Origin of the sequence: Planktothrix mougeotii LEGE 06226, assembly GCF_015207485.1 — a bacterium.
Lineage (GTDB): Bacteria > Cyanobacteriota > Cyanobacteriia > Cyanobacteriales > Microcoleaceae > Planktothrix.
In genome coordinates this window covers 25002-46798 of sequence record NZ_JADEWU010000031.1, presented here as the reverse complement: position 1 = coordinate 46798, position 21797 = coordinate 25002, and the positions used below count along the sequence as shown (strand labels likewise).

Genomic DNA, 21797 nt, shown 5'->3' with positions numbered 1-21797 from the left:
AGACTATGATCCAAGTTCAAACGATTCTTAATGTTGCTGACAATAGCGGTGCACGAAAATTAATGTGTATTCGCGTATTAAAAGGTGGCAACTGTCGTTATGGCGGCATTGGTGATGTCATCATTGCTGTTGTTAAAGATGCTATCCCCAATATGGCGGTCAAAAAATCCGATGTTGTTCGGGCTGTAATTGTTCGGACTCGTCACAGTTTACGCCGGGATAGTGGCATGAGTATTCGGTTTGATGACAATGCGGCTGTAATTATCAACGCCGATGGTAATCCCAGAGGAACTCGTGTATTTGGCCCTGTAGCGCGGGAACTACGGGATAAGAATTTCACCAAAATTGTTTCTCTTGCACCGGAGGTTCTTTAATGTCCAAGAAAACAACATCCGATAAATCCCAACGGTATAAAATGCACGTTAAAAAAGGCGACACCGTGCAGGTGATTACCGGTAGCGATCGAGGAAAGGTTGGAGAGATCCTACGAGTTCTCCCTAAAGTGAGCAAAGTCGTTGTTAAAGATGTTAACGTGAGAACCAAGCACGTTAAACCTCGTCAAGAGGGTGAATCCGGTCAAATTACGACCTTTGAAGCTCCGATTCATAGTTCTAACGTCATGCTGTATTCCACCAAAGAAAACGTTGCCAGTCGGGTGTGTTATACCTTTACCGACGACGGCCGCAAGGTGAGAATGTTGAAAAAAACTGGTGAAATTATTGATTAAAGAGGGAACAGGGAACAGGGAACAGGGAACAGGCAATTACCCATTACCCATTACCTATTACCCATTCGCAATTCGTAATTGCAACTGTCAACAATTATCCTGACAAAGCCCAGGGTTCATAAAGAGCAACAACTATGGTAGCTAAACTCAAGACGATCTACTTGGACAAAATCGTTCCCAAAATGATGGATCAGTTCAAATATGAAAATATCCATCAAGTGCCTAAGATTGTTAAAATCACGGTCAACCGGGGTTTAGGCGAAGCTTCTCAAAATGCCAAAGCTTTAGAGTCCTCCATCAATGAATTAGCTGTGATTACGGGACAAAAACCCGTTGTCACCCGCGCTAAAAAAGCCATTGCCGGGTTCAAAATTCGCAAAGGAATGCCCGTCGGTGTGATGGTAACCTTACGTTCAGACCGGATGTATGCCTTCTTAGATCGACTGATCAATTTATCTTTGCCTCGGATTCGTGATTTTCGCGGCGTCAGTGGCAAGAGTTTTGATGGTCGAGGAAATTACAGTTTGGGTGTCCGAGAACAATTGATCTTTCCTGAAATTAACTATGACAGTATTGATCAAATTCGAGGCTTAGATATTGCAATTGTGACCACAGCCAAAACCGACGAAGAAGGGCGAGCCTTGCTCAAAGAAATGGGAATGCCCTTCCGGGACAGCTAGTGTGGAACAGGCATCTTGCCTGTAACTTAAAGTAACTGAGGAAACTATGGCGGCAAACGATACCATTGCGGATATGTTGACGCGCATTCGCAATTCTTGCATGGCGCGGCATCAAACTACACAAATTCCTTCTACAAAAATGACCCGTAGTATTGCCCAAGTTCTTAAACAAGAAGGCTTTATTGGGGATTTTGAAGAAACTGGCGAAGGCATTAAAAAATACTTGGTTGTCTCTCTCAAGTACAACTCTAAAACGAAGGCTCCCACCATTCAGAAGTTACAGCGAGTCAGCCGACCGGGTTTGCGAGTGTATCGCAACCGCAAAGAACTCCCTCGCGTTTTAGGTGGAATTGGTGTAGCTATTATTTCTACATCTCGCGGGGTGATGACTGACCGAGAAGCTCGACGTCAAGGACTCGGTGGTGAAGTGCTTTGTTACATTTGGTAGTTGTAAGAGTGTCCGTTGTCTGTTGAGCGTTGAGGTGTTCATTGTCAACTGTCAACCGTCAACTGTCAACCGTCAACTGTCAACCGTTAACTGTCAACAAATAGATAACTATGTCTAGAATTGGTAAACGTCCAATTTCCGTACCTAAGCAAGTCACCCTTACCATTAATGGTCAACACGTGACTGTTAAAGGCCCCAAGGGTGAGCTTTCTCGTGTTCTCCCCCCCGAAGTCGTAGTGGAACAGGATGGAGAAACCGTCAATGTCAAACGAGCTTCCGAGTCTCGGACTGCTCGTCAGCGTCATGGCCTTTGTCGAACCCTCGTGTCCAACATGGTCGAAGGGGTTTCTAATGGGTTTGAACGTCGTTTAGAAATCCAAGGGGTGGGTTATCGGGCCTCCGTGCAAGGGACAAACCTAGTGTTAAACGTGGGTTACAGTAAACCCGTAGAAATGATACCGCCGGAAGGCATTCGCGTTGCTGTTGAAAATAACACGAACGTGATCATTAGCGGGATTGACAAAGAAATTGTCGGTAATATGGCCGCCCGCGTTCGGGCTGTGCGTCCCCCAGAACCTTATAAAGGCAAAGGCATTCGTTATCAAGGCGAAGTGGTCAGACGTAAAGCTGGTAAAACTGGTAAGGGTGGGAAAAAATAAACTATGAAACTAACTCGTCAAGAATCCCGTGATCGTCGTCATCGTAGAGTTCGGGTCAAGGTAGTTGGCACTGCTGAACGTCCTAGATTAGCAGTGTTTCGCTCCAACCAGCACATTTATGTGCAGGTGATAGATGATACCCAGCATCACACTTTAGTTGCAGCTTCTACGGTGGAACCCGGTTTTAAATCCGAAGATTTATCGGGTGCAACCTGCGACGCTTCTGTCAAGATTGGCCAGTTAATTGCTGAACGGGCTGTGGCGAAAGGCATCAAACAAGTCGTTTTTGATCGGGGTGGATATATCTATCACGGTCGCGTCAAAGCTTTAGCCGATGCCGCCCGAGAAGCTGGACTAGACTTCTAATCAGGTTGGCTATGTTCGGTGGTAGAGACGCGCCATGGCTCGTCTGTACACAGTCAACCCCTCAATCGTAAAAGTTGTTCAGGATATTAAAACTATGGCAGAGCAGCAGCAACAGCAGCGTCGTAAAAAAAGTAATCGCACTAAAGAAAAAGAAACTGAGTGGCAAGAACGGGTTGTCCAAATCCGTCGGGTTACTAAAGTGGTCAAAGGCGGTAAAAAACTCAGTTTCCGGGCTGTGGTGATTGTCGGTAATGAAAAAGGCCAAGTTGGTGTCGGTGTCGGTAAAGCCGCCGATGTCATTGGAGCCGTAAGAAAAGGGGTCGCAGACGGCCGTAAAAACGTTGTAGAAGTCCCCTTAACCAAATCCAATTCGATTCCCCATCCGGTTAATGGTGAAGGGGGAGGCGCTCAAGTCATGATGCGTCCTGCGGCTCCGGGGACAGGGGTAATTGCTGGGGGAGCGGTGCGTACTGTTCTGGAATTAGCAGGGGTTCGCAATATCTTAGCTAAACAGCTGGGTTCGAGCAATCCTCTGAATAATGCCAGAGCTACGATTCATGCTTTAAAATCATTACGAACCTTTGCAGACGTGGCCAAAGAGCGGGGCATTCCCATTGAGCATCTTTACGCCTAATTCCATTATTCATCTGAAACAGTTCAAGTAGAAGCAATCATGAGACTCAACGATGCTATACCCAAACCTGGCTCTCGCAAACGCGGTCGTCGCCTAGGTCGTGGGATCTCTGCTGGTCAAGGCGCAAGCTCTGGAAAAGGGATGCGGGGTCAAAATTCTCGTTCCGGTCGCAGTACCCGCCCTGGCTTTGAAGGAGGTCAAAATCCTCTCTATCGTCGCCTTCCTAAACTTAAAGGCTTTCCTCTCGTTAATCGTAAACAATACACTACGATTAATGTAGGTCAGTTGGCATCTTTGAGTGCCAATACTGAAGTTACCCTGAATTCCCTGTTAGAAGCGGGACTCTTAACCGGATCTCGTGGCCCTCTGAAAATTTTAGGGCATGGGGAACTGAATGTGGCACTGCGGATCGAAGCGGCAGCCTTTACCCAAGGCGCTCGTACCAAAATTGAAGCCGCAGGTGGGACTTGTCAGTTACCAGTCAACAGTAATCAGTTATCAGTGTAAGAGTTAATAGCCAACAACTATTACCTAGTAACTGATGGCTGATAACTAATAACTGTTGACTGATAACTAATAACTGATCACTGATCACTGATAACTGATAACTGATTATGGTCGTTAGTCGAGACAAAGCGCCAACTGCACAGGAAACCTTCTTGCAGATGGCACAAGCTGCTGGTCTAAGAGGTCGGATTTTAGTCACCATTGGTTTACTGATTCTGGTGCGTGTGGGGGTATTCATCCCCATTCCCGGAATTGATCGGGCCAGTTTTTCTGCGGCGATTCAGAATAGTCCGGTGATTGGATTCCTCGATTTATTTTCTGGAGGCGGACTGTCGGCTCTGGGAATTTTTGCACTGGGGATTTTGCCCTATATTAATGCCTCCATCATCATGCAATTGATGACGGCGGCTTTACCCAGTCTCGAAGATCTACAAAAAAATGAGGGAGAAGCCGGACGCCGGAAGATTTCTCAAATTACTCGTTATGTCGCTTTAGGGTGGGCACTGTTACAAAGCGTGGGGATTGCCTTATGGATTAATCCCTTTGCCAATAACCCCGGCATCTTGTTCCAGGTTCAAGTGGTTCTTGCCCTGGCAGCCGGATCAATGTTTGTCATGTGGCTCTCGGAACTGATTACCGAACGGGGCATTGGCAACGGTGCTTCTTTACTGATTTTTCTGGGTATTGTGGCGGTTTTACCGACATCCCTGGGTAATACCTTTGAGTTAGCCCAAAGCGGAGATCAGGCAATTGTGGGTCGTGTGATTCTGCTGTTAATCGTTTTCCTAGCGATGATCGTGGGGATTGTGTTTGTTCAGGAAGGGACACGACGAATTCCGATTGTTTCTGCTCGTCGCCAAGTCGGTCGTAAATTATACCGAGAAAAAACCAGCTATCTGCCTCTACGCTTAAATCAAGGCGGGGTGATGCCGATTATTTTTGCCTCGGCGGTTTTGGTCTTACCGGCTTCCCTGGCTCAATTTACAAACAATCCGATTCTGGTTAACCTGGCAACCGCTTTAACACCGAGTGGTTCCCCTTGGGCTTATGCCATTTTCTATTTATTCCTGATTGTGTTCTTTAGCTATTTCTATGCTTCATTAATTATGAATCCTATAGATATGGCACAGAACCTTAAGAAAATGGGGGCTAGTGTTCCGGGTATTCGTCCAGGTCGTGCTACCAGTGAGTATATTGAGCGGGTTTTAAATCGCTTGACCTTTTTGGGAGCTATCTTTTTAGGGTTAGTTGCCATTATCCCAACCATCGTTGAGAGTGCTACACGAGTTCCTACTTTCCGGGGCTTTGGCGCCACCTCTCTCCTGATTTTGGTAGGGGTAGCCATTGATACGGCTAAACAGGTACAAACCTACGTGATTTCTCAACGATATGAAGGAATGGTGAAACGATAGTGCACTTGATTTTTCTAGGCCCTCCAGGGTCGGGAAAGGGGACTCAAGCAGGCCAGATTTCTGCCAAGTTTACAGTGCCTCATATCTCGACCGGTGAAATTTTACGCACCCATGTCAATCAAGAAACTGATCTGGGTCAAAAAGCTAAGGATTATATGGATCAAGGGGAATTAGTCCCTGATGATTTGATCTTGGATATGGTTGTCCATCGTCTTGAGCAATCTGATGCCCAGAACGGTTGGATTTTAGATGGGTTTCCTCGAAATATTTCTCAAGCGGACTTCGTGGCAACCACTATTATCCCGGCTGACAGTCACCCCAAAGAATTAGTCAGAGAACTTAGAGTGATTAACTTAGATGTTCCTGATGATATTCTGGTACAGCGATTGTTAGCCCGAGGACGTCAGGATGATCATGAGGAAATCATTCGTCACCGCTTGCAAGTGTATCGGGAACAAACGGCTCCCTTAATTGATTACTATGACGAGCGAGGACAACTTTATCACATTGATGGAGACCGCTCCATCCATGATGTTACTGAAGAGTTAACCCAGATTGTTACCGCTTAGGACATCGCTGGCTCTTAAAGGGTAAGTTGTTTTCAGGAGTTCTCTACAAGCTCAATGTCTGTAGAGTCAGGTCATTTGACTAAACTTCCTCCAGTTTGACCCGTCAACATCTCCCCTTAGCCCTGGGTTGACCCTGGATTTCTCAGGAAATTTAGGGAAAAAGATTGACAAAAAACAGAGATTACGCTCAATTTTTTGATAAAATCTGTTAAGAAATGGGTTTGAACTCGAATTTCTGAACGTCGTCAGAGGAGCAAATCTCGGTCTTCTGTTGATCGAGGGGACAGATTGTTGAATTGAGGTAAAAATAACTTGGCTAAACAAGATCTCATTGAAATGGAAGGGACAGTCACTGAATCCCTTCCTAATGCTATGTTTCGCGTAGACTTGGATAATGGGTTTAATGTCTTGGCGCACATTTCGGGCAAAATTCGTCGGAATTACATTAAGATTTTGCCGGGAGATCGCGTCAAAGTGGAATTAACCCCCTATGACCTCACCAAAGGTAGAATCACCTATCGTCTACGCAAAAAATAGATGGAAATCTTATCCCTTAGCCTTTGGGGTAAGGGTTAGACTAGATAAAAATCAGGTTTTCAGTGATATAATAATAAATTTGTTGTAGTGTCGCCCAAATTGGCATGAAAGTTCGAGCATCAGTCCGCAAAATTTGTGAAAAGTGTCGCGTCATTCGCCGTCGAGGACGAGTGATGGTGATTTGTTCTAACCCCAAGCATAAGCAACGCCAAGGCTAACACCCTGGGTGATTCGGCGAGGACTGGCTCTGGGTCTTCCTGAACACAGGAAAACGAAACAGACTCAAGATTTCAAACTGCTGCGATTCACGCCTAGCTTTGAACCCGCCTAGATCCTGGTTAAGTCTTTAAGGAGTAGCTACAATTATGCTCCTTCCCACGCGAAAGAGTGTGCAGTATCCATCTAAACCGTAGCTTCAACTTGCATTCAGGACTCAAGCCCTTCAGCCGATTGGGGATCAATTAATTGCCTATCATTCTACTGCATGATTTAGGCATTGTTGTGATTGTACATTTTAAAGGGAGACGTTCATTGTGGCACGGATAGCCGGAGTAGACCTTCCACGGGATAAACGTGTTGAAATCGGTCTGACTTACATTTATGGAATTGGACTTTCACGGTCTCAACAAATCATCAAAGACACGGGTGTCAATCCTGATATCCGCGTTAAAGATTTGAGTGATGCTGATGTTGCAGCCCTACGCGCCGCCGTTCAACTGTATCAGGTGGAAGGGGATCTGCGACGGATGGAGGCGATGAATATTAAACGCCTCATGGATATTGGTACCTATCGCGGGCGTCGTCATCGTCTAGGTCTGCCTGTGCGCGGTCAACGCACGCGGACAAATGCGAGAACCCGTCGAGGCGTTCGCCGTACCGTTGCGGGCAAGAAAAAAGCAGCCGCTAAGAAATAATTAGGCAGGGCGTTTCCAACGACAGAAACTGCTGATTAAACTCCAGCAGCGTTCTGAATTCACAGAACAAGAAAATCGTAAACGAGATTACTATGGCGCGACAAACGAAAAAAACAGGGCCTAAAAAGCAAAAACGTAACGTCCCCAATGGGGTAGCCTACATCCAATCCACCTTTAACAATACGATTGTAACGATTACTGACCCCAATGGAGAGGTCATTTCTTGGGCTTCTGCCGGGTCTACGGGATTTAAAGGGGCTAAAAAGGGGACTCCTTTCGCTGCACAAACCGCAGCAGAAAACGCGGGACGCCGAGCCAATGATCAGGGAATGCGTCAGATTGAAGTCATGGTCAGTGGCCCAGGTGCGGGTCGAGAAACCGCGATTCGTGCGTTGCAAGGGGCTGGTTTAGAAATTACCCTGATTCGAGATATTACTCCAATTCCCCATAATGGTTGCCGTCCCCCGAAACGACGTCGCGTTTAAGTGCAGCTTTGCCAAGCTGTACAGGCGCAAGTGGGTCGCGTCTCTACTAGCAAGAATGAACCAAAACGCTTAGTTTCATTCTTTGCCTTATACTGTCAATTCATTTTGGGGTTCAATGGAGAAGGGAGGTCCATCGGTGGCGCAGTTTAAGATTGAGTGTATTGAATCGAACACTGATACAGACCGGAGTCAGTACGGAAAATTTGTCTTGGAACCTTTAGAACGGGGTCAAGGGACAACGGTTGGTAATGCCCTAAGACGGGTTTTACTCTCGAACTTAGAAGGATCAGCGATTACATCAGTCAGGGTTGCTGGTGTGAATCATGAGTTCGCAACGATGACAGGGGTTAGGGAAGATGTTTTGGAAATTCTGCTCAACCTCAAAGAAGTTGTTCTCAAAAGCTATACCCATCAAAAACAAATCGGTCGCTTACTTGTCCAAGGCCCAGCGACGGTAACCGCAGGTCATTTTGATTTACCGTCCGAGGTTGAGGTCGTAGACAAAAACCAATATATCGCTACCCTGGCTCCTGGAGCAACCTTGGAAATGGAATTCCAAGTTGAGAAAGGAACGGGATATCGGGCTGTTGAGCGCAGCCGAGATGAGGCAACCGCTTTGGATTTTCTCCAAATCGATGCCGTGTTTATGCCTGTACGAAAAGTCAATTACACCGTTGAGGATGCACGGGTCGGGGGGTCTTTAGAAAAAGACCGACTGATCATGGAAATTTGGACAAATGGGAGTTTCTCACCCCAAGAAGCCCTGAGCCAAGCTGCCAATATTCTGGTGGATTTGTTCACCCCGTTGAAAGATATTACGCTGGAATCGATTAAAAGTGACCAGAATGATGATATCGATCCGACCAGCCAAATCCCTATTGAAGAACTTCAGTTGTCGGTTCGAGCTTACAACTGCCTCAAACGCGCTCAAATCAACTCAGTAGCAGACTTACGAGATTATACTCAAGAAGACCTATTAGAAATTAAAAACTTCGGTCAGAAGTCTGCTGAAGAAGTCATCGAGGCGTTACAAAAACGCTTAGGAATTACGCTGCCTCAAGAACGAGCCTCTAAACCGGCGGCTTCATCACCTTGAGAAGCTAGTTTGACTGAATTCAGTAAACAGTAATCAGTAATCAGTAATCAGTCAAAAGAAAATATAACCCTAAACTCTTGTACTGATAACTGATAACTGATAACTGATAACTGATTTAACCCACTCAATCATTTTCTACCTTAAGGTAATTATGCGTCATCGTTGTCGTGTTCCCCAATTGGGCAAACCTGCGGATCAGCGTAAAGCACTGTTGCGATCGCTGGCAACCGAACTTATTCGTCATGGTCGAATCACCACCACGAAAGCTAGAGCGAAAGCGGTACAATCAGAAGCAGAAAAAATGATTACCCTGGCCAAAGACGGTTCCTTAGCAGCCCGTCGCCAAGCTATGGGGTATATCTATGACAAACAACTGGTTCATGCCTTATTTGAGGGAGCCCAAGAACGGTATGGTTCACGCAATGGGGGTTACACCCGTGTTGTTAGAACCGTCAGCCGTCGGGGAGATAATTCACAAATGGCGATTATTGAATTGGTGTAGAAACCCAGAGCGCTGTTGACCATTGGCGGTTGGCAGTTAAGGGTCAACGGTTAAGCCTGGGGTTAATCCCTCCATTGCATAACAAATAATGGATCAACAGCGTATTGCCTTAGTGATTCAGTATCAGGGAACTCACTTTCAAGGTTGGCAACGACAACCGAATCAACGGACAGTCCAGCAGGAAATTGAAACCGCGATCGCGACGGTACAGACGCGCCATGGCGCGTCTCTAACTCCCGTGACACTGCACGCGGCGGGTCGCACGGATACGGGGGTTCATGCGGCGGCCCAAGTAGCGCACTTTGATGCACCCAGCCATATCCCAGCTTATCGTTGGGCGACCATTCTCAACAATCGCTTATCGGAGGATGTGTTGATTCGGTCATCTGCCTCTGTTCCCGACCCTTGGCACGCTCGGTTTTCGGCCAAATGGCGTCGATATCGGTACACCCTCTATACCGATCCTCGACCCAACTTATTTGTCCGTCCTTTCACTTGGCATTACTACCATCATCCGTTGGATGAACAGTTAATCCAATCCGCCTTAGAGCAATTACTGGGATATCACCATTTATCTGCGTTTCAACGCAGTGGCACATCCCGCCCCCATGCTTGGGTAGACGTACAATTTGTGAGTTGTCAACGCCAAGACCCCTTCATCCATATTGAAGTGCAAGCGAGTGGATTTTTATATGGAATGATGCGACTGTTAGTCGGTTTGCTGGTACAGGTCGGAAACGGGGAACGCTCCTTAGAGGAGTTTCGAGACATCTGGGTTCAAGAACGCCGAGAAGTCGTTAAATATGCAGCCCCAGCCCAAGGGCTTTGTTTATTGCGAGTGGGTTATCCAGAGTTTCCCTTTGATCAAGCCGTTTGGTTTGATACCTTTCCTAAATTTGTTGTGGGTTGATGGTTGACGGTCAACAGAGACCTGACACCCCACTTAACAAACAGGCAAGATGCCTGTTCCACACAACCGATTTATTCTTAAACTTAAGGACAATCAAGAATGAGCACAAAAACCTTCCTTCCTTCAGAGACATCCCTAGAGCCGAAATGGTATGTCATCGATGCGGCTGACCAACGTTTAGGTCGTTTAGCCAGCGAAGTCGCCTGCATTATTCGGGGAAAAAATAAACCCATTTACACCCCTCACATGGACACGGGTGACTTTGTGATTATTGTGAATGCGGAAAAAATTCAAGTGACGGGTAAAAAACGGACTCAAAAACTGTATCGCCGTCACTCTGGTAGACCGGGGGGCATGAAAATCGAAACCTTTGACAAATTGCAAGCCCGGATACCCGAACGCATTATTGAGAAAGCCGTTAAAGGGATGTTACCCAAAAATACCCTGGGACGGAACCTGTTTACTAAACTAAAAGTATATGCAGGGCCGGATCATCCCCATCAAGCTCAAAAACCCGAAACTTTAACACTCAATACAATTCCTACAGGAGGTAATTAATGCAAGCAACCGATACTGGCCGTGCCGTTTATTGGGGAACAGGCCGTCGTAAGTGTTCTGTGGCAAGAGTTCGTCTGGTTCCTGGCACAGGCAAATTAACGATTAATGGTAAAGAGGGCGATTTGTATTTGCAATACAACATGGGCTATCTGGCTGCGGCTAAAGCTCCCCTGGACACCCTGGGACTGGAAAATGAATATGATATTTTAGTCAGTGTCAAGGGTGGGGGTTTAACCGGTCAAGCCGAGTCTATCCGTTTAGGGGTAGCCCGTGCCTTATGTGAACTTAGCCCGGATAACCGCAAACCGCTCAAAACCGAGGGCTACTTAACCCGTGACCCCCGTGCCACAGAGCGGAAAAAATATGGTTTACGCAAAGCACGTAAAGCCCCTCAATACTCCAAACGGTAAACCGATACAAGGTTTACGCCCCTTGGGGAACAGAATCTCCGTTAAAATTGTAATTGAACACTTTGTAAATTTAGAACATTACTCGCCATGCCTAAACCTGGTATTCATCCCGAATGGTATCCAGAGGCTGAAGTTTATTGCAACGGTGAATTAGTCACAACCGTTGGTTCTACTCAGCCTCGGCTTTATGTTGATGTGTGGTCAGGAAATCATCCTTTCTACACCGGAACTCAGAAACTCTTAGATACGGAAGGACGTGTTGAGCGCTTCCTTCGGAAGTACGGCATGATGGATGATAAGCAAGCCCAAAAATAGCGAGGTTGTCGTTTGTCTGTCGTCTGTTGTCTGTAGTTTTCTCTACTGACAACTGACTTTTTCCATTTTGGCAGGGCATTCGGCGCTGATTTCAAGTTGAACTCAGCCCTCCCCCAGCCTTTGATTTGATTGAGAGGTTCAATACCTCTGACAACTGACAACTGACAACTGACAACTGACAAAGGACAACAAAATGGCTGATGCTTATCTTGTTGATAAACTTAAATCCATTGAACAAACTTTCAATGAGTTAACCCTGCGTTTAGCTGATCCTGATATTGCCACTGACCCGGATGAATTTCAACGGGTAGCTAGAGCTCGCTCCTCAATGGAAGAAATTGTGGTGGCTTATCAAGATTGGAAAACGGCTCAAGAACAACTTCAGGGTGCTCGTCAAGTGATGAAGGAAGCTGGAGAAGACCCGGAAATGCGGGAAATGGCTTCTCTGGAAGTAGCGGAGTTAGAAACCCAAATTAACCAACTGGAAATTCTACTCAAAATTCTGTTACTCCCCCGTGACCCCAATGATGAGAAAAACATCATGTTGGAAATTCGGGCTGGAACAGGAGGGGAAGAAGCCAGTATTTGGGCCGGGGATTTAGTGCGAATGTATACCCGATATGCGGAAAGCCAACGTTGGCGGGTGAGTATGGTGAGCGAGTCTCTGGCGGATATGGGTGGCTTTAAGGAAGCGATTTTAGAAATCCAAGGGGATAGCGTTTATAGCAAACTCAAGTTTGAAGCAGGTGTTCACCGGGTTCAGCGCGTTCCGGTAACGGAAGCTGGGGGCCGGGTTCATACTTCTACGGCAACGGTGGCGGTGATGCCGGAAGTGGATGAAGTGGACGTCGAAATTGATCCCAAGGATATTGAGATGACCACGGCTCGTTCCGGGGGTGCGGGAGGTCAAAACGTGAACAAGGTGGAAACGGCGGTTGACCTATTCCATAAACCTACGGGTATTCGGATTTTCTGTACCGAAGAGCGCAGTCAATTACAAAACCGGGAACGGGCGATGCAAATTTTACGGGCGAAGTTGTACGAAGCAAAACTGCGGGAACAACAAGAGGCTGTAACGTCGATGCGTCGTTCCCAGGTAGGAACGGGGTCACGTTCTGAGAAAATCCGTACTTATAACTATAAAGACAATCGCGTGACTGATCATCGCTTAGGTGAAAATTTTCCTCTGGCTACAATTTTGGAGGGAAATTTAGAAAATGTACTGGGTGCCTGTATTGCTAAAGATCAAGAAGAACGGTTAGCTGAATTAGCAAACTCCACATCTAATCCCGTTTCAGTGTAATTCAAGGGGTTTTGGCTTTACTGTTGAGATTATGTTCTCCCAGTGAGTCAGTCCTAATTGCAGCAAGTGCGAGAACTCATCGGAGTCTCGCCTTTTTTTGACATTAAGCACCACTCCTATTCAATATTTTCTCCCTAGAACCTATTTTTGGGGGTAAATGCAGTCCTCTTGCGCGCTTTAAGATAGAATTGAAGTTACAATTAATGGTTATCCTAAACTCCAAATTTTATCTAATTTTATTTTAGTTTCCTAGAGATCAAGATATGCCGCAAAGCAAACTGAAACTCATGGTGGTTGATGATGAGCGAGATAATCTCGATCTGCTCTATCGAACATTTCGGCGGGAATTTCAGGTATTTAGAGCCGATAGTCCTTCTAGTGCCATGAATATTCTCGATACAGAAGGAGAAATGGCGGTGATTATTTCGGATCAAAGTATGCCTGAAATGACAGGAATTCAATTTTTTACCCTGGTAACAGACCGTTTCCCTGATACAATTAGGGTTCTACTAACGGGTTATTCTGAAGATGCTTTAGAGTTGGATTCGGAAACGATAACATCAACTTTGATTTTTAAATGTATTACAAAGCCCTGGGAGCCGGAAGCATTTAAAGCTATTATTCAAAAGGCAGTAGAAACTTATAAAGCCAGCAAGGAGAAAGAGCATAATAAAACTTAAAGGGTTAAACTAGATAGGAAATAAACAGATTATTTTTTAATTTAAAGTTTGGCTTTCATAAACTAACAATTATACTCAAGGAAATTAAAATGTTACGACTTGAACATATCAGTAAAATTTATTCTACAGGTTTAGTTCTTAAAGATATTAATTGGGAAGTAAAACCGGGCGATCGCGTGGGTTTAGTTGGGGTGAATGGGGCGGGAAAATCAACTCAATTAAAAATTATTGCGGGGGAAATGGAACCGACTTCTGGGGAAATTATTCGTCCCGCAAGTTTAAAAATTGCCTATTTAACTCAAGAATTTGAAGTTAATCCCACTCATACGGTTCGTGAAGAGTTTTGGACAGTCTTTGAAGCTGCAAATCAGATTCATGAATCTTTGACCCAGGTACAACATGAAATGCAAACAGCAACTCCAGAGGAGTTAGATCAATTAATTAAAAAATTAGATCGTTTACATCGAGAATTGGAAGCCATTGGCGGGTATACATTGGAATCTCAAATTGAGAAAATATTACCGGAAATGGGGTTTGATTCAGAAGATGGCGATCGCTTAGTCAGCGCCTTTAGTGGCGGTTGGCAAATGCGAATGAGTTTAGGAAAAATTTTACTTCAAGAACCGGATTTATTATTATTAGATGAACCGACAAACCATTTAGATTTAGAAACGATTGAATGGTTAGAAACCTATCTCAAAGGCTTAACAACGCCGATGGTAATTGTTTCCCATGACCGAGAATTTTTAGATCGCCTTTGTACTCAAATTGTTGAAACAGAACAAGGGGTTTCTAAAACTTATTTAGGGAATTATTCGGCTTATTTACAACAAAAAGAAGAAGCCGAATTAGCTCAATTAAGTGCCTATGAACGGCAGCAAAAAGAGTTAGAAAAACAACAAGCTTTTATTGAACGATTTCGAGCCAGTGCCACCCGCAGTACCCAAGCAAAAAGCCGGGAAAAACAACTGGATAAAATAGAACGAATTGAAGCTCCTACGTCCTACTCCCCCACCTTAAAATTCCGGTTTCCGTCGGCAGTGAGAAGTGGGCGAGAAGTGGTCAATATTAAAGATTTAACTCATTTTTATGATGATAAAATCTTATTTTTAGGAACAGAATTATTAGTTGAACGGGGCGATCGCATTGCCTTTTTAGGGCCGAATGGTTGTGGAAAATCGACATTACTGCGTTTAATTATGGGGTTAGAAGCACCCACAGAAGGCACTGTTAGTTTGGGAGAACATAATGTTATTCCGGGCTATTTTGAACAGAATCAAGCGGAAGCTTTAGATTTAGAAAAAACGGTTATGGAAACCATTCATGATGAAGTCCCTGAGTGGAAAAATGAAGAGGTTCGGACTTTATTAGGACGGTTTTTATTTAGCGGAGATACGGTTTTTAAACAAGTTGGGGCGTTAAGTGGAGGGGAAAAAGCGCGTTTAGCTTTAGCGAAATTATTACTGCAACCCGTGAATTGTTTAATTTTAGATGAACCCACAAACCATTTAGATATTCCGGCTAAGGAAATGCTGGAGGAAGCTTTACAACATTATGAGGGTACGGTTTTAATTGTTTCCCATGACCGTTATTTTATTTCTCGTGTTGCTAATAAAATAGTTGAAATTCGAGAGGGAGAGTTTCGGGTTTATTTAGGGGATTATCATTATTATCTCGATAAACTGGAAGAAGAAAAAGAACAAGCCCGTTTAGCTAAATTGGAAGCGGAAAAGGCAGCTAAAAAAGCAGCGAAGGATGCGAAGAAAAAAGCTAAGGCTAAGGGGAAATGATGACTCTCCAAAATTGAAGAAACAATACAGAAATGGGGACAAAAACATGAGTGTAACTTTTCCAATTCAAGCAATTAAACTCACTCCGGGTAGCCAGATTACTATTTCTAACCTGTCTTGGCAAGATTTTGAACAAGTTTTGATCGACTTAGGAGAAAAACGCAGCAGTCGCGTTGCTTACTACCGAGGAACCCTAGAAATTATGTCTCCTTTGGCTATCCATGAACGTCCCCACCGGATTATCGGTTATATTCTAACAACAATTCTTGATATTCAAGAGCGAGATTGGGAGGATTTTGGTTCAACAACTCTCAAACGTCCACCTGTTGCTGGAATAGAACCAGATACCTGCTTTTATATCGAAAACGTCCAACGGGTGCAAGGTTGTACCCATTTAGATTTAAAACAGTATCCACCCCCAGACTTAGCAATAGAGGCAGATGTCACCTCTAAAACAACATTAGAAGCCTACGAAGCCATCGGAGTTCCTGAAGTTTGGATTTATCGAAATCAACAGTTAAAAATTTATTTACTTTCTGAACAAGGCTACACTGAAACGGTTAATAGTCCGACCTTTCCTGAGTTATCTCTAACAGAAATTATTCCCCAACTGGTGCAAAAAGCGATTGATCAAGGAACGAGCAAAATGTTACGAGAATTAAGAAACGAATTACAGTAAAAGTAACTTTAAAAAACCAAGTTAGTTAGGATTATAGCGTTATGATCAAGATTATTAACCCCAAAAAACTGTAGGGATCAATTAACGCCCGTTGACCCCTACAAAGATCCAAGATAATGAACTATCTGTTACCTTTAACAACTACTGTTGTAGAATCAAAGAATTGTTCTTGAGGAATATTGGTGATGGAAGTTCCTTGAACTTTTCTGATGGCTAACCCATTAGAATCTTTTCTGACATAGCGCAGTCCATCTAATTTACCTGCGTTTAATAGTTTCACCCAATCATCCATATTAATTTTGATAGCCGCCGTTTGACCACAGCCATTGAAGTACATATCATTAGTTATCACACCCCCTGACCAACCATAAAAAGCCGCAGCGTCTTCCCAAAATACTTGAGTTGTTGTCGCTGCACCTGTATTCAAGGTTTGGTCACAGACACCAGCCAATGCAGGAGTAGTAGCAAAGGAGAACAATAAACAAACAGAAAATAACAAAGCCAAGAGTAATTTTTTCATGGTGATTAAATCTCCTATGGAAAGTCGGCTAAAACGATTAAGAGCAGGAAATTAAAGTTAAATTAAAGTAATGAATTTTTAAAGCAAAAGTAAGTAAGCTTATATGCTTATATGCGAATTTCATGACTTTTTTCACAACTTTTTAATTACCCAGTATTCAAGTTACCATAACCCTACTGAGTCAAACCTGTAGGCTAAAAAATGATATAACTCTTTAAAAAACTTTAAAAAACTTTAAAAAACTGACTGAACTTTCTGATTGTCTCACATTTTTTGTTAAGATTTTATAAGATTTTTCTCTCAGATCAAAAACTATGAAATAGTGATTTTGTTCAACAACTTTAGGATTGAGAGCAATTAAAAATGAACAAAATTTCCACCGTCTTTAAGGCAGTTTTTGCCTTGTTATTTGTTTGTGTGCTATCTCTTAACTTGGTGATTAGTCCAGCCATGGCAACAGGACAATTTAGCAAAACCTGTGAGGATATAAAACTTGAGGGTTCAATCCTTTCAGCAAGCTGCGAAACAATCAGTGGTTCTCATCAAGATACCTCTATTAATTTAGATAATTTCATCGGTAATTTGAATGGTAGCCTTTCTTGGGGTGATCATCTGTTCTCCCTAACCTGTAAAGATATTGGTTTAGGACAGTCCCTCAGTACCCGCGAATATGTCCTTAGTGCTCAATGTGAAAAAGCGGATGGTAGAACTTATGTCCAAACAGAAATTACTGTAGATGAGGATATTGCTAATATTGACGGATTACTAGAATACGAAGGTTTCGACTTTTTCTAAGATGACGTTTCGGGTTCCCATGGGGATGGGGTGAGATGAAATGGAATCGAGTTGTTTTGGGTGCGATCTACCGAAATCGTTCTCATCCCCGAACGACAGAGTTTGATTGAGTTCCGCACTAGGAAAATCAGTCAGTACATCTCCTTAGCTGACGTGCATCAAATTGTCTTCTTAGTCGCTTCTATTCGTAGAAGTGGAATTAATGGAAAATTGGCTAACACACTGTTGTTAATAACACACACTTTTCAAGCCATAGACCTTAAAAATACCATACAACATTAATAACTCGCGTTCAGGAGACCATTATGGCAAATTTTGATGAAGAATTGGATGCAAGCGGATTGAACGAGCCTTTACCTATTTTGCGTGCGAAAAAAGCATTAAGTCAATTAAGCTCTGGTCAAGTTTTACGCGTCATTGCAACCGACCCAGGTTCAGTGAAAGATTTCGCGGCTTTCGCCAAACAAACGGGGAATCAATTGCTAGGATCCCGTGAAGAAGGCGGCAAATACTATTTCTACATCCAAAAAGCCTAGAGTGCTTTAATTCAACTTGAAATCACACAAACCCAGCTTCATTCAACTCACATATTGGTGGCTTCTATTCGTAGAAGTGGAATTAATGGAAACGGGCTGCCAGGGTGGGGGAGGCTGTGGCGGAAATGATCAACCTTGTCGCTTCTATTCATAGAAGTGGAATTATAGCGATTTGCAGATGAACTACAGTTTCTAGGAATAAAAACCCGGTTTCTCAAAGAAACCGGGTTTTTATTCCCATCACATTCAAGATAGAATAATTTCCAATTTTCATCTTGATTTAAAAACGCAATAAAATTACTTAACCCTTTTTTGCTTGCGGTTAGCAGTAACAACGTCTTTCAATTAATTCTTGAGTGTATCCCTTATTTTCCTTAATTTAGCTAGAACGTCTTTTTCTAAACCTGTAGACCAACGATATTTATCGCTTTTATGCTGGTATATGCTAACTTTTTCCTTAAGGTTTTCTATATATTCTATCAGTTCTACCAAATCTTTTTGAGTTTTAACAGCCCTAACAATACCAGCAGTCTTTAGGTAATAATTCCCGATTACATCTGCTTCTTCTTTTGAGGCATGATGATCTCGATGGTAGTGACGGATCTTACCATTCATTTCTTCAAAATAAGATGCTATACTTCTGACAAGAGCAAAATCTAATTCATCTAGTTTTTTAGTTTCATAATTAATTTTTTCTTGAACTGACTTAGGAGGGGTGTCTGGTTCAGAAATAGAAGCAGAGTTTTGGATTGGATCAGAATTTTGAGATTCAGCATTACTAAAGATATCCTCTAGTGTTTTTAAACACTCCCCGAAAGATGAGATATTGCGGACAATTACCTGTTTTGTTTGAGTATGGATGATCGCATACCCAGAACGTTCATCGACTACAGCATATTGCCCGTGTACTGTCACATAGGCGTTTGTGTTTATTCTTTTGATGTCACTCATTTGGGATTTGGGAAACTAAAAATACAACTTTTTTTGTATTATACCCTCATTGAAATATAAATTTGCATAACCATTTTGTTTGGGTTTGAAATTGATCGCTTTTATATTAAGAATTGTTGCAAATTAAAAAAAAATAAGAATTTTTGAACAATGGCAAAAGGTTAATTGTATCTTAAACAATATCGCGGGTTTGACACCCCACAACAGCTTAAAAAACTTAAATTGAAACAGGACTTAATAATGATCAATACTGGAACACCAGTTTCTCCAGGGACTGGCGTTGTCTTAAAAGCCCCTTTATCCGGGTATATTCTCCCCCTTGAACAAGTTCCTGACCCGGTATTTGCTCAAAAAATGGTTGGGGATGGGATTTCAATTGACCCGGTGAGTCAAGTTTTAATAGCCCCTTGTGATGGGGAAATCATACAACTCCATCCCTCCCATCATGCGGTCACTCTCAAAACAGCAGAAGGGCTAGAAATATTGATGCACATTGGTTTAGATACCGTAACCTTGCGGGGTGAAGGGTTTAAGCCTAAAGTTAAAATGGGCGATCGCATTCAAACTGGTGATCCCTTAATTGAATTTGATATCGATTATGTTGCCCTTCATGCTAAAAGTTTGCTGACTCAAATTGTGATTACCAATAGTGATCAAGTGGCAACCTTTCAAACCAATTCTGGCAAGGTTACTGTTGGAGAAACTGTGATTTTAGAACTAACTTTAACTTCAAAAGTTAGTGAAAATATCCCAATTTTTACCGAGACAATTACTTCCGATGAAATTATTATTCCTAATCCTACAGGATTACACGCTAGACCTTCGGCTGTCTTAGCCAATTTAGCCAAAAAATATCAATCAAAAATTCGGTTACAACGGGGCGATCAAGATGCCAATATTCGCAGCGTTGTTGGGTTAATGGGGTTAGAAGTTAATCACGGAGATCGGGTGGTTTTAGTCGCCCAAGGGCCAGATGCAGCAGCAGCGATCGCCGAACTCTGCGATGCGATCCGTTCCGGTTTAGGGGAAGAAGGAACAGCCCCCATTGCCGCGCCTGCGAGTGTTGCTCAAAGAGACATCTCAGCACCGCCTCCCCGTCGCCGTTCTGATGATCCCAATCTCATTTTAGGGGTAGCAGCATCCTCTGGGGTGGCTGTCGGTCAGACGTTCCGAGTTCGGGAACAGGAGATTGAGGTACCAGAACGGGGCGGAAACCCCAATTCAGAACGGCGTAAACTAGAAGCCGCCATTAAACAAGCCCAATTAGAGGTAGAAGCGTTACGCGCTAATGTACATGGACAGGGCGATCCGAGTAAATCAGCGATTTTTGCCGCCCACCAAGAATTATTAGAAGATCCCGAATTAATTGATATTGCCACCAGTACCATTGATAAGGGAAAAAGTGCCGCTTTTGCTTGGAAACAAACCTTTACCAATAGTGCAGAACAATTAGCAAAATTACAAAATGAATTGTTATCTCAACGGGCAAATGATGTCCGAGATGTGGGACAACGGGTACTCAGAATTCTCACAGGAGTAACTTCAACCGGGCCTATTTATCCTGATAATACTATCTTAATTGCTGAAGATTTAACGCCTTCAGATATGGCAACGTTAGATCGATCTAAAGTGATTGGATTTTGTACTGTTGCGGGGGGAGCAACTTCTCACGTTGCGATTTTAGCTCGTTCAATGGGAATTCCAGCCATTGCAGGAACGGAACCCCAAGTGTTAGATTTACCCGATGGAACTTGGGTGATTTTAGAGGGTAATAAAGGAACGTTGCAACTAAACCCAACTTCCGCAGAAATGGAACAGGTGAAAACCTTACAAATTGAAATTGCTAAAAAGCGAGAACAGGATGTAGCAAATGCCATGAAACCCGCCATCACAACGGATGGGTATCGGATGGAAATTGTGGCAAATATTGGTAATCAACTGGATGCAGAAACGGCTGTTCAATTAGGCGGAGAAGGGGTGGGTTTATTACGAACTGAATTTGTCTTTATGGATCGCTCATCGGCTCCCACAGAAGACGAACAAACCGAGATTTATAGTAATATTGCGGAAGTTTTAGGGAAGGAACGACCGTTAATTATTCGGACGTTAGATGTAGGAGGAGATAAACCTTTACCTTATTTACCCATTCCCCATGAAGAAAATCCATTTTTAGGAGAAAGAGGAATTAGAGTTGGGTTTGATCGTCCTGAAATTTTAAGAACACAGTTAAGAGCGATTTTGAGATCGGCATCTTCAGGAAACTTGAAAATTATGTTTCCGATGATTGCAAGATTAGAAGAAATCAAAATGGCAAAAGCTATGTTAGAAGAAGAACGAGAAAAGTTAAATGCTCCGGCGGTTTCTGTGGGAATTATGGTAGAAATTCCAGCCGCAGCAATGATGGCTGAACAGTTTGCCCAAGAAGTGGATTTCTTCTCCATTGGAACTAATGATTTAACCCAATATACCTTAGCAATGGATCGCGGACATCCCAAACTTGCTCCCTTTGTTGATGGCTTAAATCCCGCTATTTTAAGATTAATTGATTTAACCGTAAAAGGAGCAACTAAACAGGGAAAATGGGTAGGTGTTTGTGGTGGAATAGCCAGTGATCCGCAAGCAATTCCATTATTAATGGGTTTAGGAGTTAAGGAATTAAGTGTCAGTGTTCCCAATATTCCTAGTATTAAGGCACAAATTCGAGAATTAAGTTTAGTTCAATGTCAAAAATTAGCCCAAAAAGCATTAAACGCAGAAACAGGAGCAGATGTCCGGGCGCTTTAATCAGTTATCAGTTATCAGTTATCAGTTATC

The 21797-nt window shown here is 43.4% G+C and carries 29 protein-coding genes; 27 read left to right on the top strand and 2 right to left on the bottom strand.

Translation table 11 applies throughout. The features are described from left to right. The first annotated feature begins 5 nt into the window (after positions 1-5). The 24 genes from rplN to IQ236_RS14380 all read left to right on the top strand — a co-directional run bounded on the left by rplN (position 6) and on the right by IQ236_RS14380 (position 16181). The gene (rplN, locus tag IQ236_RS14495) at positions 6-374 is read left to right on the top strand and encodes a 50S ribosomal protein L14 (RefSeq protein WP_072719720.1); all 369 of its coding nucleotides are present in this window, start codon (positions 6-8) and stop codon (positions 372-374) included. Further along, the gene (rplX, locus tag IQ236_RS14490) at positions 374-727 is read left to right on the top strand and encodes a 50S ribosomal protein L24 (RefSeq protein ID WP_072719721.1); all 354 of its coding nucleotides are present in this window, start codon (positions 374-376) and stop codon (positions 725-727) included. The genes rplN and rplX overlap by 1 nt, the downstream gene beginning before the upstream one ends. A gap of 134 nt (positions 728-861) precedes the next feature. Then, the gene (gene rplE, locus IQ236_RS14485) at positions 862-1407 is read left to right on the top strand and encodes a 50S ribosomal protein L5 (RefSeq protein ID WP_072719722.1); all 546 of its coding nucleotides are present in this window, start codon (positions 862-864) and stop codon (positions 1405-1407) included. Between the two features lie 46 nt (positions 1408-1453). Beyond that, on the top strand, positions 1454-1855 hold the full coding sequence (gene rpsH, locus IQ236_RS14480; protein ID WP_072719723.1) for a 30S ribosomal protein S8: 402 nt from the start codon (positions 1454-1456) through the stop codon (positions 1853-1855). 110 nt (positions 1856-1965) lie between these two features. Beyond that, the gene (rplF, locus tag IQ236_RS14475; protein WP_072719724.1) at positions 1966-2514 is read left to right on the top strand and encodes a 50S ribosomal protein L6; all 549 of its coding nucleotides are present in this window, start codon (positions 1966-1968) and stop codon (positions 2512-2514) included. Positions 2515-2517: 3 nt separating this feature from the next. Further along, positions 2518-2880, top strand: coding sequence for a 50S ribosomal protein L18 (gene rplR / locus IQ236_RS14470; protein ID WP_190518687.1), 363 nt, complete (start codon positions 2518-2520; stop codon positions 2878-2880). Between the two features lie 94 nt (positions 2881-2974). Beyond that, positions 2975-3514, top strand: coding sequence for a 30S ribosomal protein S5 (gene rpsE / locus IQ236_RS14465; RefSeq protein ID WP_072720071.1), 540 nt, complete (start codon positions 2975-2977; stop codon positions 3512-3514). 39 nt (positions 3515-3553) lie between these two features. Then, a complete protein-coding gene (gene rplO / locus IQ236_RS14460; protein WP_193869900.1) occupies positions 3554-4021 on the top strand; it encodes a 50S ribosomal protein L15 in 468 nt (155 codons plus the stop codon). Positions 4022-4128: 107 nt separating this feature from the next. Beyond that, positions 4129-5433, top strand: coding sequence for a preprotein translocase subunit SecY (gene secY, locus IQ236_RS14455; RefSeq protein WP_193869899.1), 1305 nt, complete (start codon positions 4129-4131; stop codon positions 5431-5433). After that, the gene (locus IQ236_RS14450; RefSeq protein ID WP_193869908.1) at positions 5430-6002 is read left to right on the top strand and encodes an adenylate kinase; all 573 of its coding nucleotides are present in this window, start codon (positions 5430-5432) and stop codon (positions 6000-6002) included. Before secY ends, IQ236_RS14450 begins: the two co-directional genes overlap by 4 nt. 312 nt (positions 6003-6314) lie before the next feature. Continuing rightward, positions 6315-6539 (top strand): translation initiation factor IF-1, encoded by a 225-nt coding sequence (infA, locus tag IQ236_RS14445; protein WP_008191178.1) that lies wholly within the window; start codon positions 6315-6317, stop codon positions 6537-6539. Positions 6540-6643: 104 nt separating this feature from the next. Beyond that, positions 6644-6757: a 50S ribosomal protein L36 gene (gene rpmJ, locus IQ236_RS14440; protein WP_071782548.1), complete on the top strand. Its 114-nt coding sequence runs from the start codon at positions 6644-6646 to the stop codon at positions 6755-6757. Between the two features lie 315 nt (positions 6758-7072). Continuing rightward, positions 7073-7453, top strand: coding sequence for a 30S ribosomal protein S13 (gene rpsM / locus IQ236_RS14435; protein ID WP_072719729.1), 381 nt, complete (start codon positions 7073-7075; stop codon positions 7451-7453). A gap of 92 nt (positions 7454-7545) precedes the next feature. Beyond that, the gene (gene rpsK, locus IQ236_RS14430; RefSeq protein ID WP_072719730.1) at positions 7546-7938 is read left to right on the top strand and encodes a 30S ribosomal protein S11; all 393 of its coding nucleotides are present in this window, start codon (positions 7546-7548) and stop codon (positions 7936-7938) included. Between the two features lie 136 nt (positions 7939-8074). Then, positions 8075-9034, top strand: coding sequence for a DNA-directed RNA polymerase subunit alpha (locus IQ236_RS14425; RefSeq protein WP_190518695.1), 960 nt, complete (start codon positions 8075-8077; stop codon positions 9032-9034). A 151-nt stretch (positions 9035-9185) separates the two neighbouring features. After that, on the top strand, positions 9186-9536 hold the full coding sequence (gene rplQ / locus IQ236_RS14420; RefSeq protein ID WP_072719732.1) for a 50S ribosomal protein L17: 351 nt from the start codon (positions 9186-9188) through the stop codon (positions 9534-9536). Positions 9537-9621: 85 nt separating this feature from the next. Next, positions 9622-10446 (top strand): tRNA pseudouridine(38-40) synthase TruA, encoded by an 825-nt coding sequence (gene truA / locus IQ236_RS14415; protein ID WP_456107205.1) that lies wholly within the window; start codon positions 9622-9624, stop codon positions 10444-10446. 99 nt (positions 10447-10545) lie between these two features. Further along, positions 10546-11004: a 50S ribosomal protein L13 gene (rplM, locus tag IQ236_RS14410; RefSeq protein ID WP_193869897.1), complete on the top strand. Its 459-nt coding sequence runs from the start codon at positions 10546-10548 to the stop codon at positions 11002-11004. Beyond that, the gene (rpsI, locus tag IQ236_RS14405; protein WP_190518699.1) at positions 11004-11414 is read left to right on the top strand and encodes a 30S ribosomal protein S9; all 411 of its coding nucleotides are present in this window, start codon (positions 11004-11006) and stop codon (positions 11412-11414) included. The genes rplM and rpsI overlap by 1 nt, the downstream gene beginning before the upstream one ends. Positions 11415-11501: 87 nt before the next feature. Beyond that, a complete protein-coding gene (rpmE, locus tag IQ236_RS14400; RefSeq protein ID WP_072719736.1) occupies positions 11502-11729 on the top strand; it encodes a 50S ribosomal protein L31 in 228 nt (75 codons plus the stop codon). 193 nt (positions 11730-11922) lie between these two features. Next, a complete protein-coding gene (prfA, locus tag IQ236_RS14395; RefSeq protein WP_193869896.1) occupies positions 11923-13032 on the top strand; it encodes a peptide chain release factor 1 in 1110 nt (369 codons plus the stop codon). A 263-nt stretch (positions 13033-13295) separates the two neighbouring features. Continuing rightward, positions 13296-13712, top strand: coding sequence for a response regulator (locus IQ236_RS14390; RefSeq protein ID WP_190518703.1), 417 nt, complete (start codon positions 13296-13298; stop codon positions 13710-13712). Positions 13713-13801: 89 nt separating this feature from the next. Beyond that, positions 13802-15502 carry an ABC-F family ATP-binding cassette domain-containing protein gene (locus tag IQ236_RS14385; RefSeq protein ID WP_193869895.1) on the top strand — a complete coding sequence of 567 codons (1701 nt, stop codon included), beginning with the start codon at positions 13802-13804 and terminating at the stop codon, positions 15500-15502. 46 nt (positions 15503-15548) lie between these two features. Then, positions 15549-16181, top strand: coding sequence for a Uma2 family endonuclease (locus IQ236_RS14380; RefSeq protein ID WP_193869894.1), 633 nt, complete (start codon positions 15549-15551; stop codon positions 16179-16181). A 121-nt stretch (positions 16182-16302) separates the two neighbouring features. Here the strand turns inward: IQ236_RS14380 and IQ236_RS14375 are convergent, their stop codons facing one another. Then, positions 16303-16701, bottom strand: coding sequence for a hypothetical protein (locus IQ236_RS14375; RefSeq protein ID WP_193869893.1), 399 nt, complete (start codon positions 16699-16701; stop codon positions 16303-16305). Between the two features lie 363 nt (positions 16702-17064). Here IQ236_RS14375 and IQ236_RS14370 point away from each other — a divergent pair, with 363 nt between their 5' ends. Together IQ236_RS14370 and IQ236_RS14365 are read left to right on the top strand one after the other, a co-directional pair. After that, a complete protein-coding gene (locus IQ236_RS14370) occupies positions 17065-17496 on the top strand; it encodes a mannose-binding lectin (protein WP_193869892.1) in 432 nt (143 codons plus the stop codon). Between the two features lie 305 nt (positions 17497-17801). Beyond that, a complete protein-coding gene (locus IQ236_RS14365) occupies positions 17802-18032 on the top strand; it encodes a sulfurtransferase TusA family protein (RefSeq protein WP_193869891.1) in 231 nt (76 codons plus the stop codon). Between the two features lie 345 nt (positions 18033-18377). Here IQ236_RS14365 and IQ236_RS14360 read toward each other — a convergent pair whose 3' ends face one another. After that, the gene (locus IQ236_RS14360; protein WP_193869890.1) at positions 18378-18983 is read right to left on the bottom strand and encodes a hypothetical protein; all 606 of its coding nucleotides are present in this window, start codon (positions 18981-18983) and stop codon (positions 18378-18380) included. A gap of 240 nt (positions 18984-19223) precedes the next feature. Here IQ236_RS14360 and ptsP point away from each other — a divergent pair, with 240 nt between their 5' ends. After that, positions 19224-21767 (top strand): phosphoenolpyruvate--protein phosphotransferase, encoded by a 2544-nt coding sequence (gene ptsP / locus IQ236_RS14355; protein WP_193869889.1) that lies wholly within the window; start codon positions 19224-19226, stop codon positions 21765-21767. Positions 21768-21797: the final 30 nt, after the last annotated feature.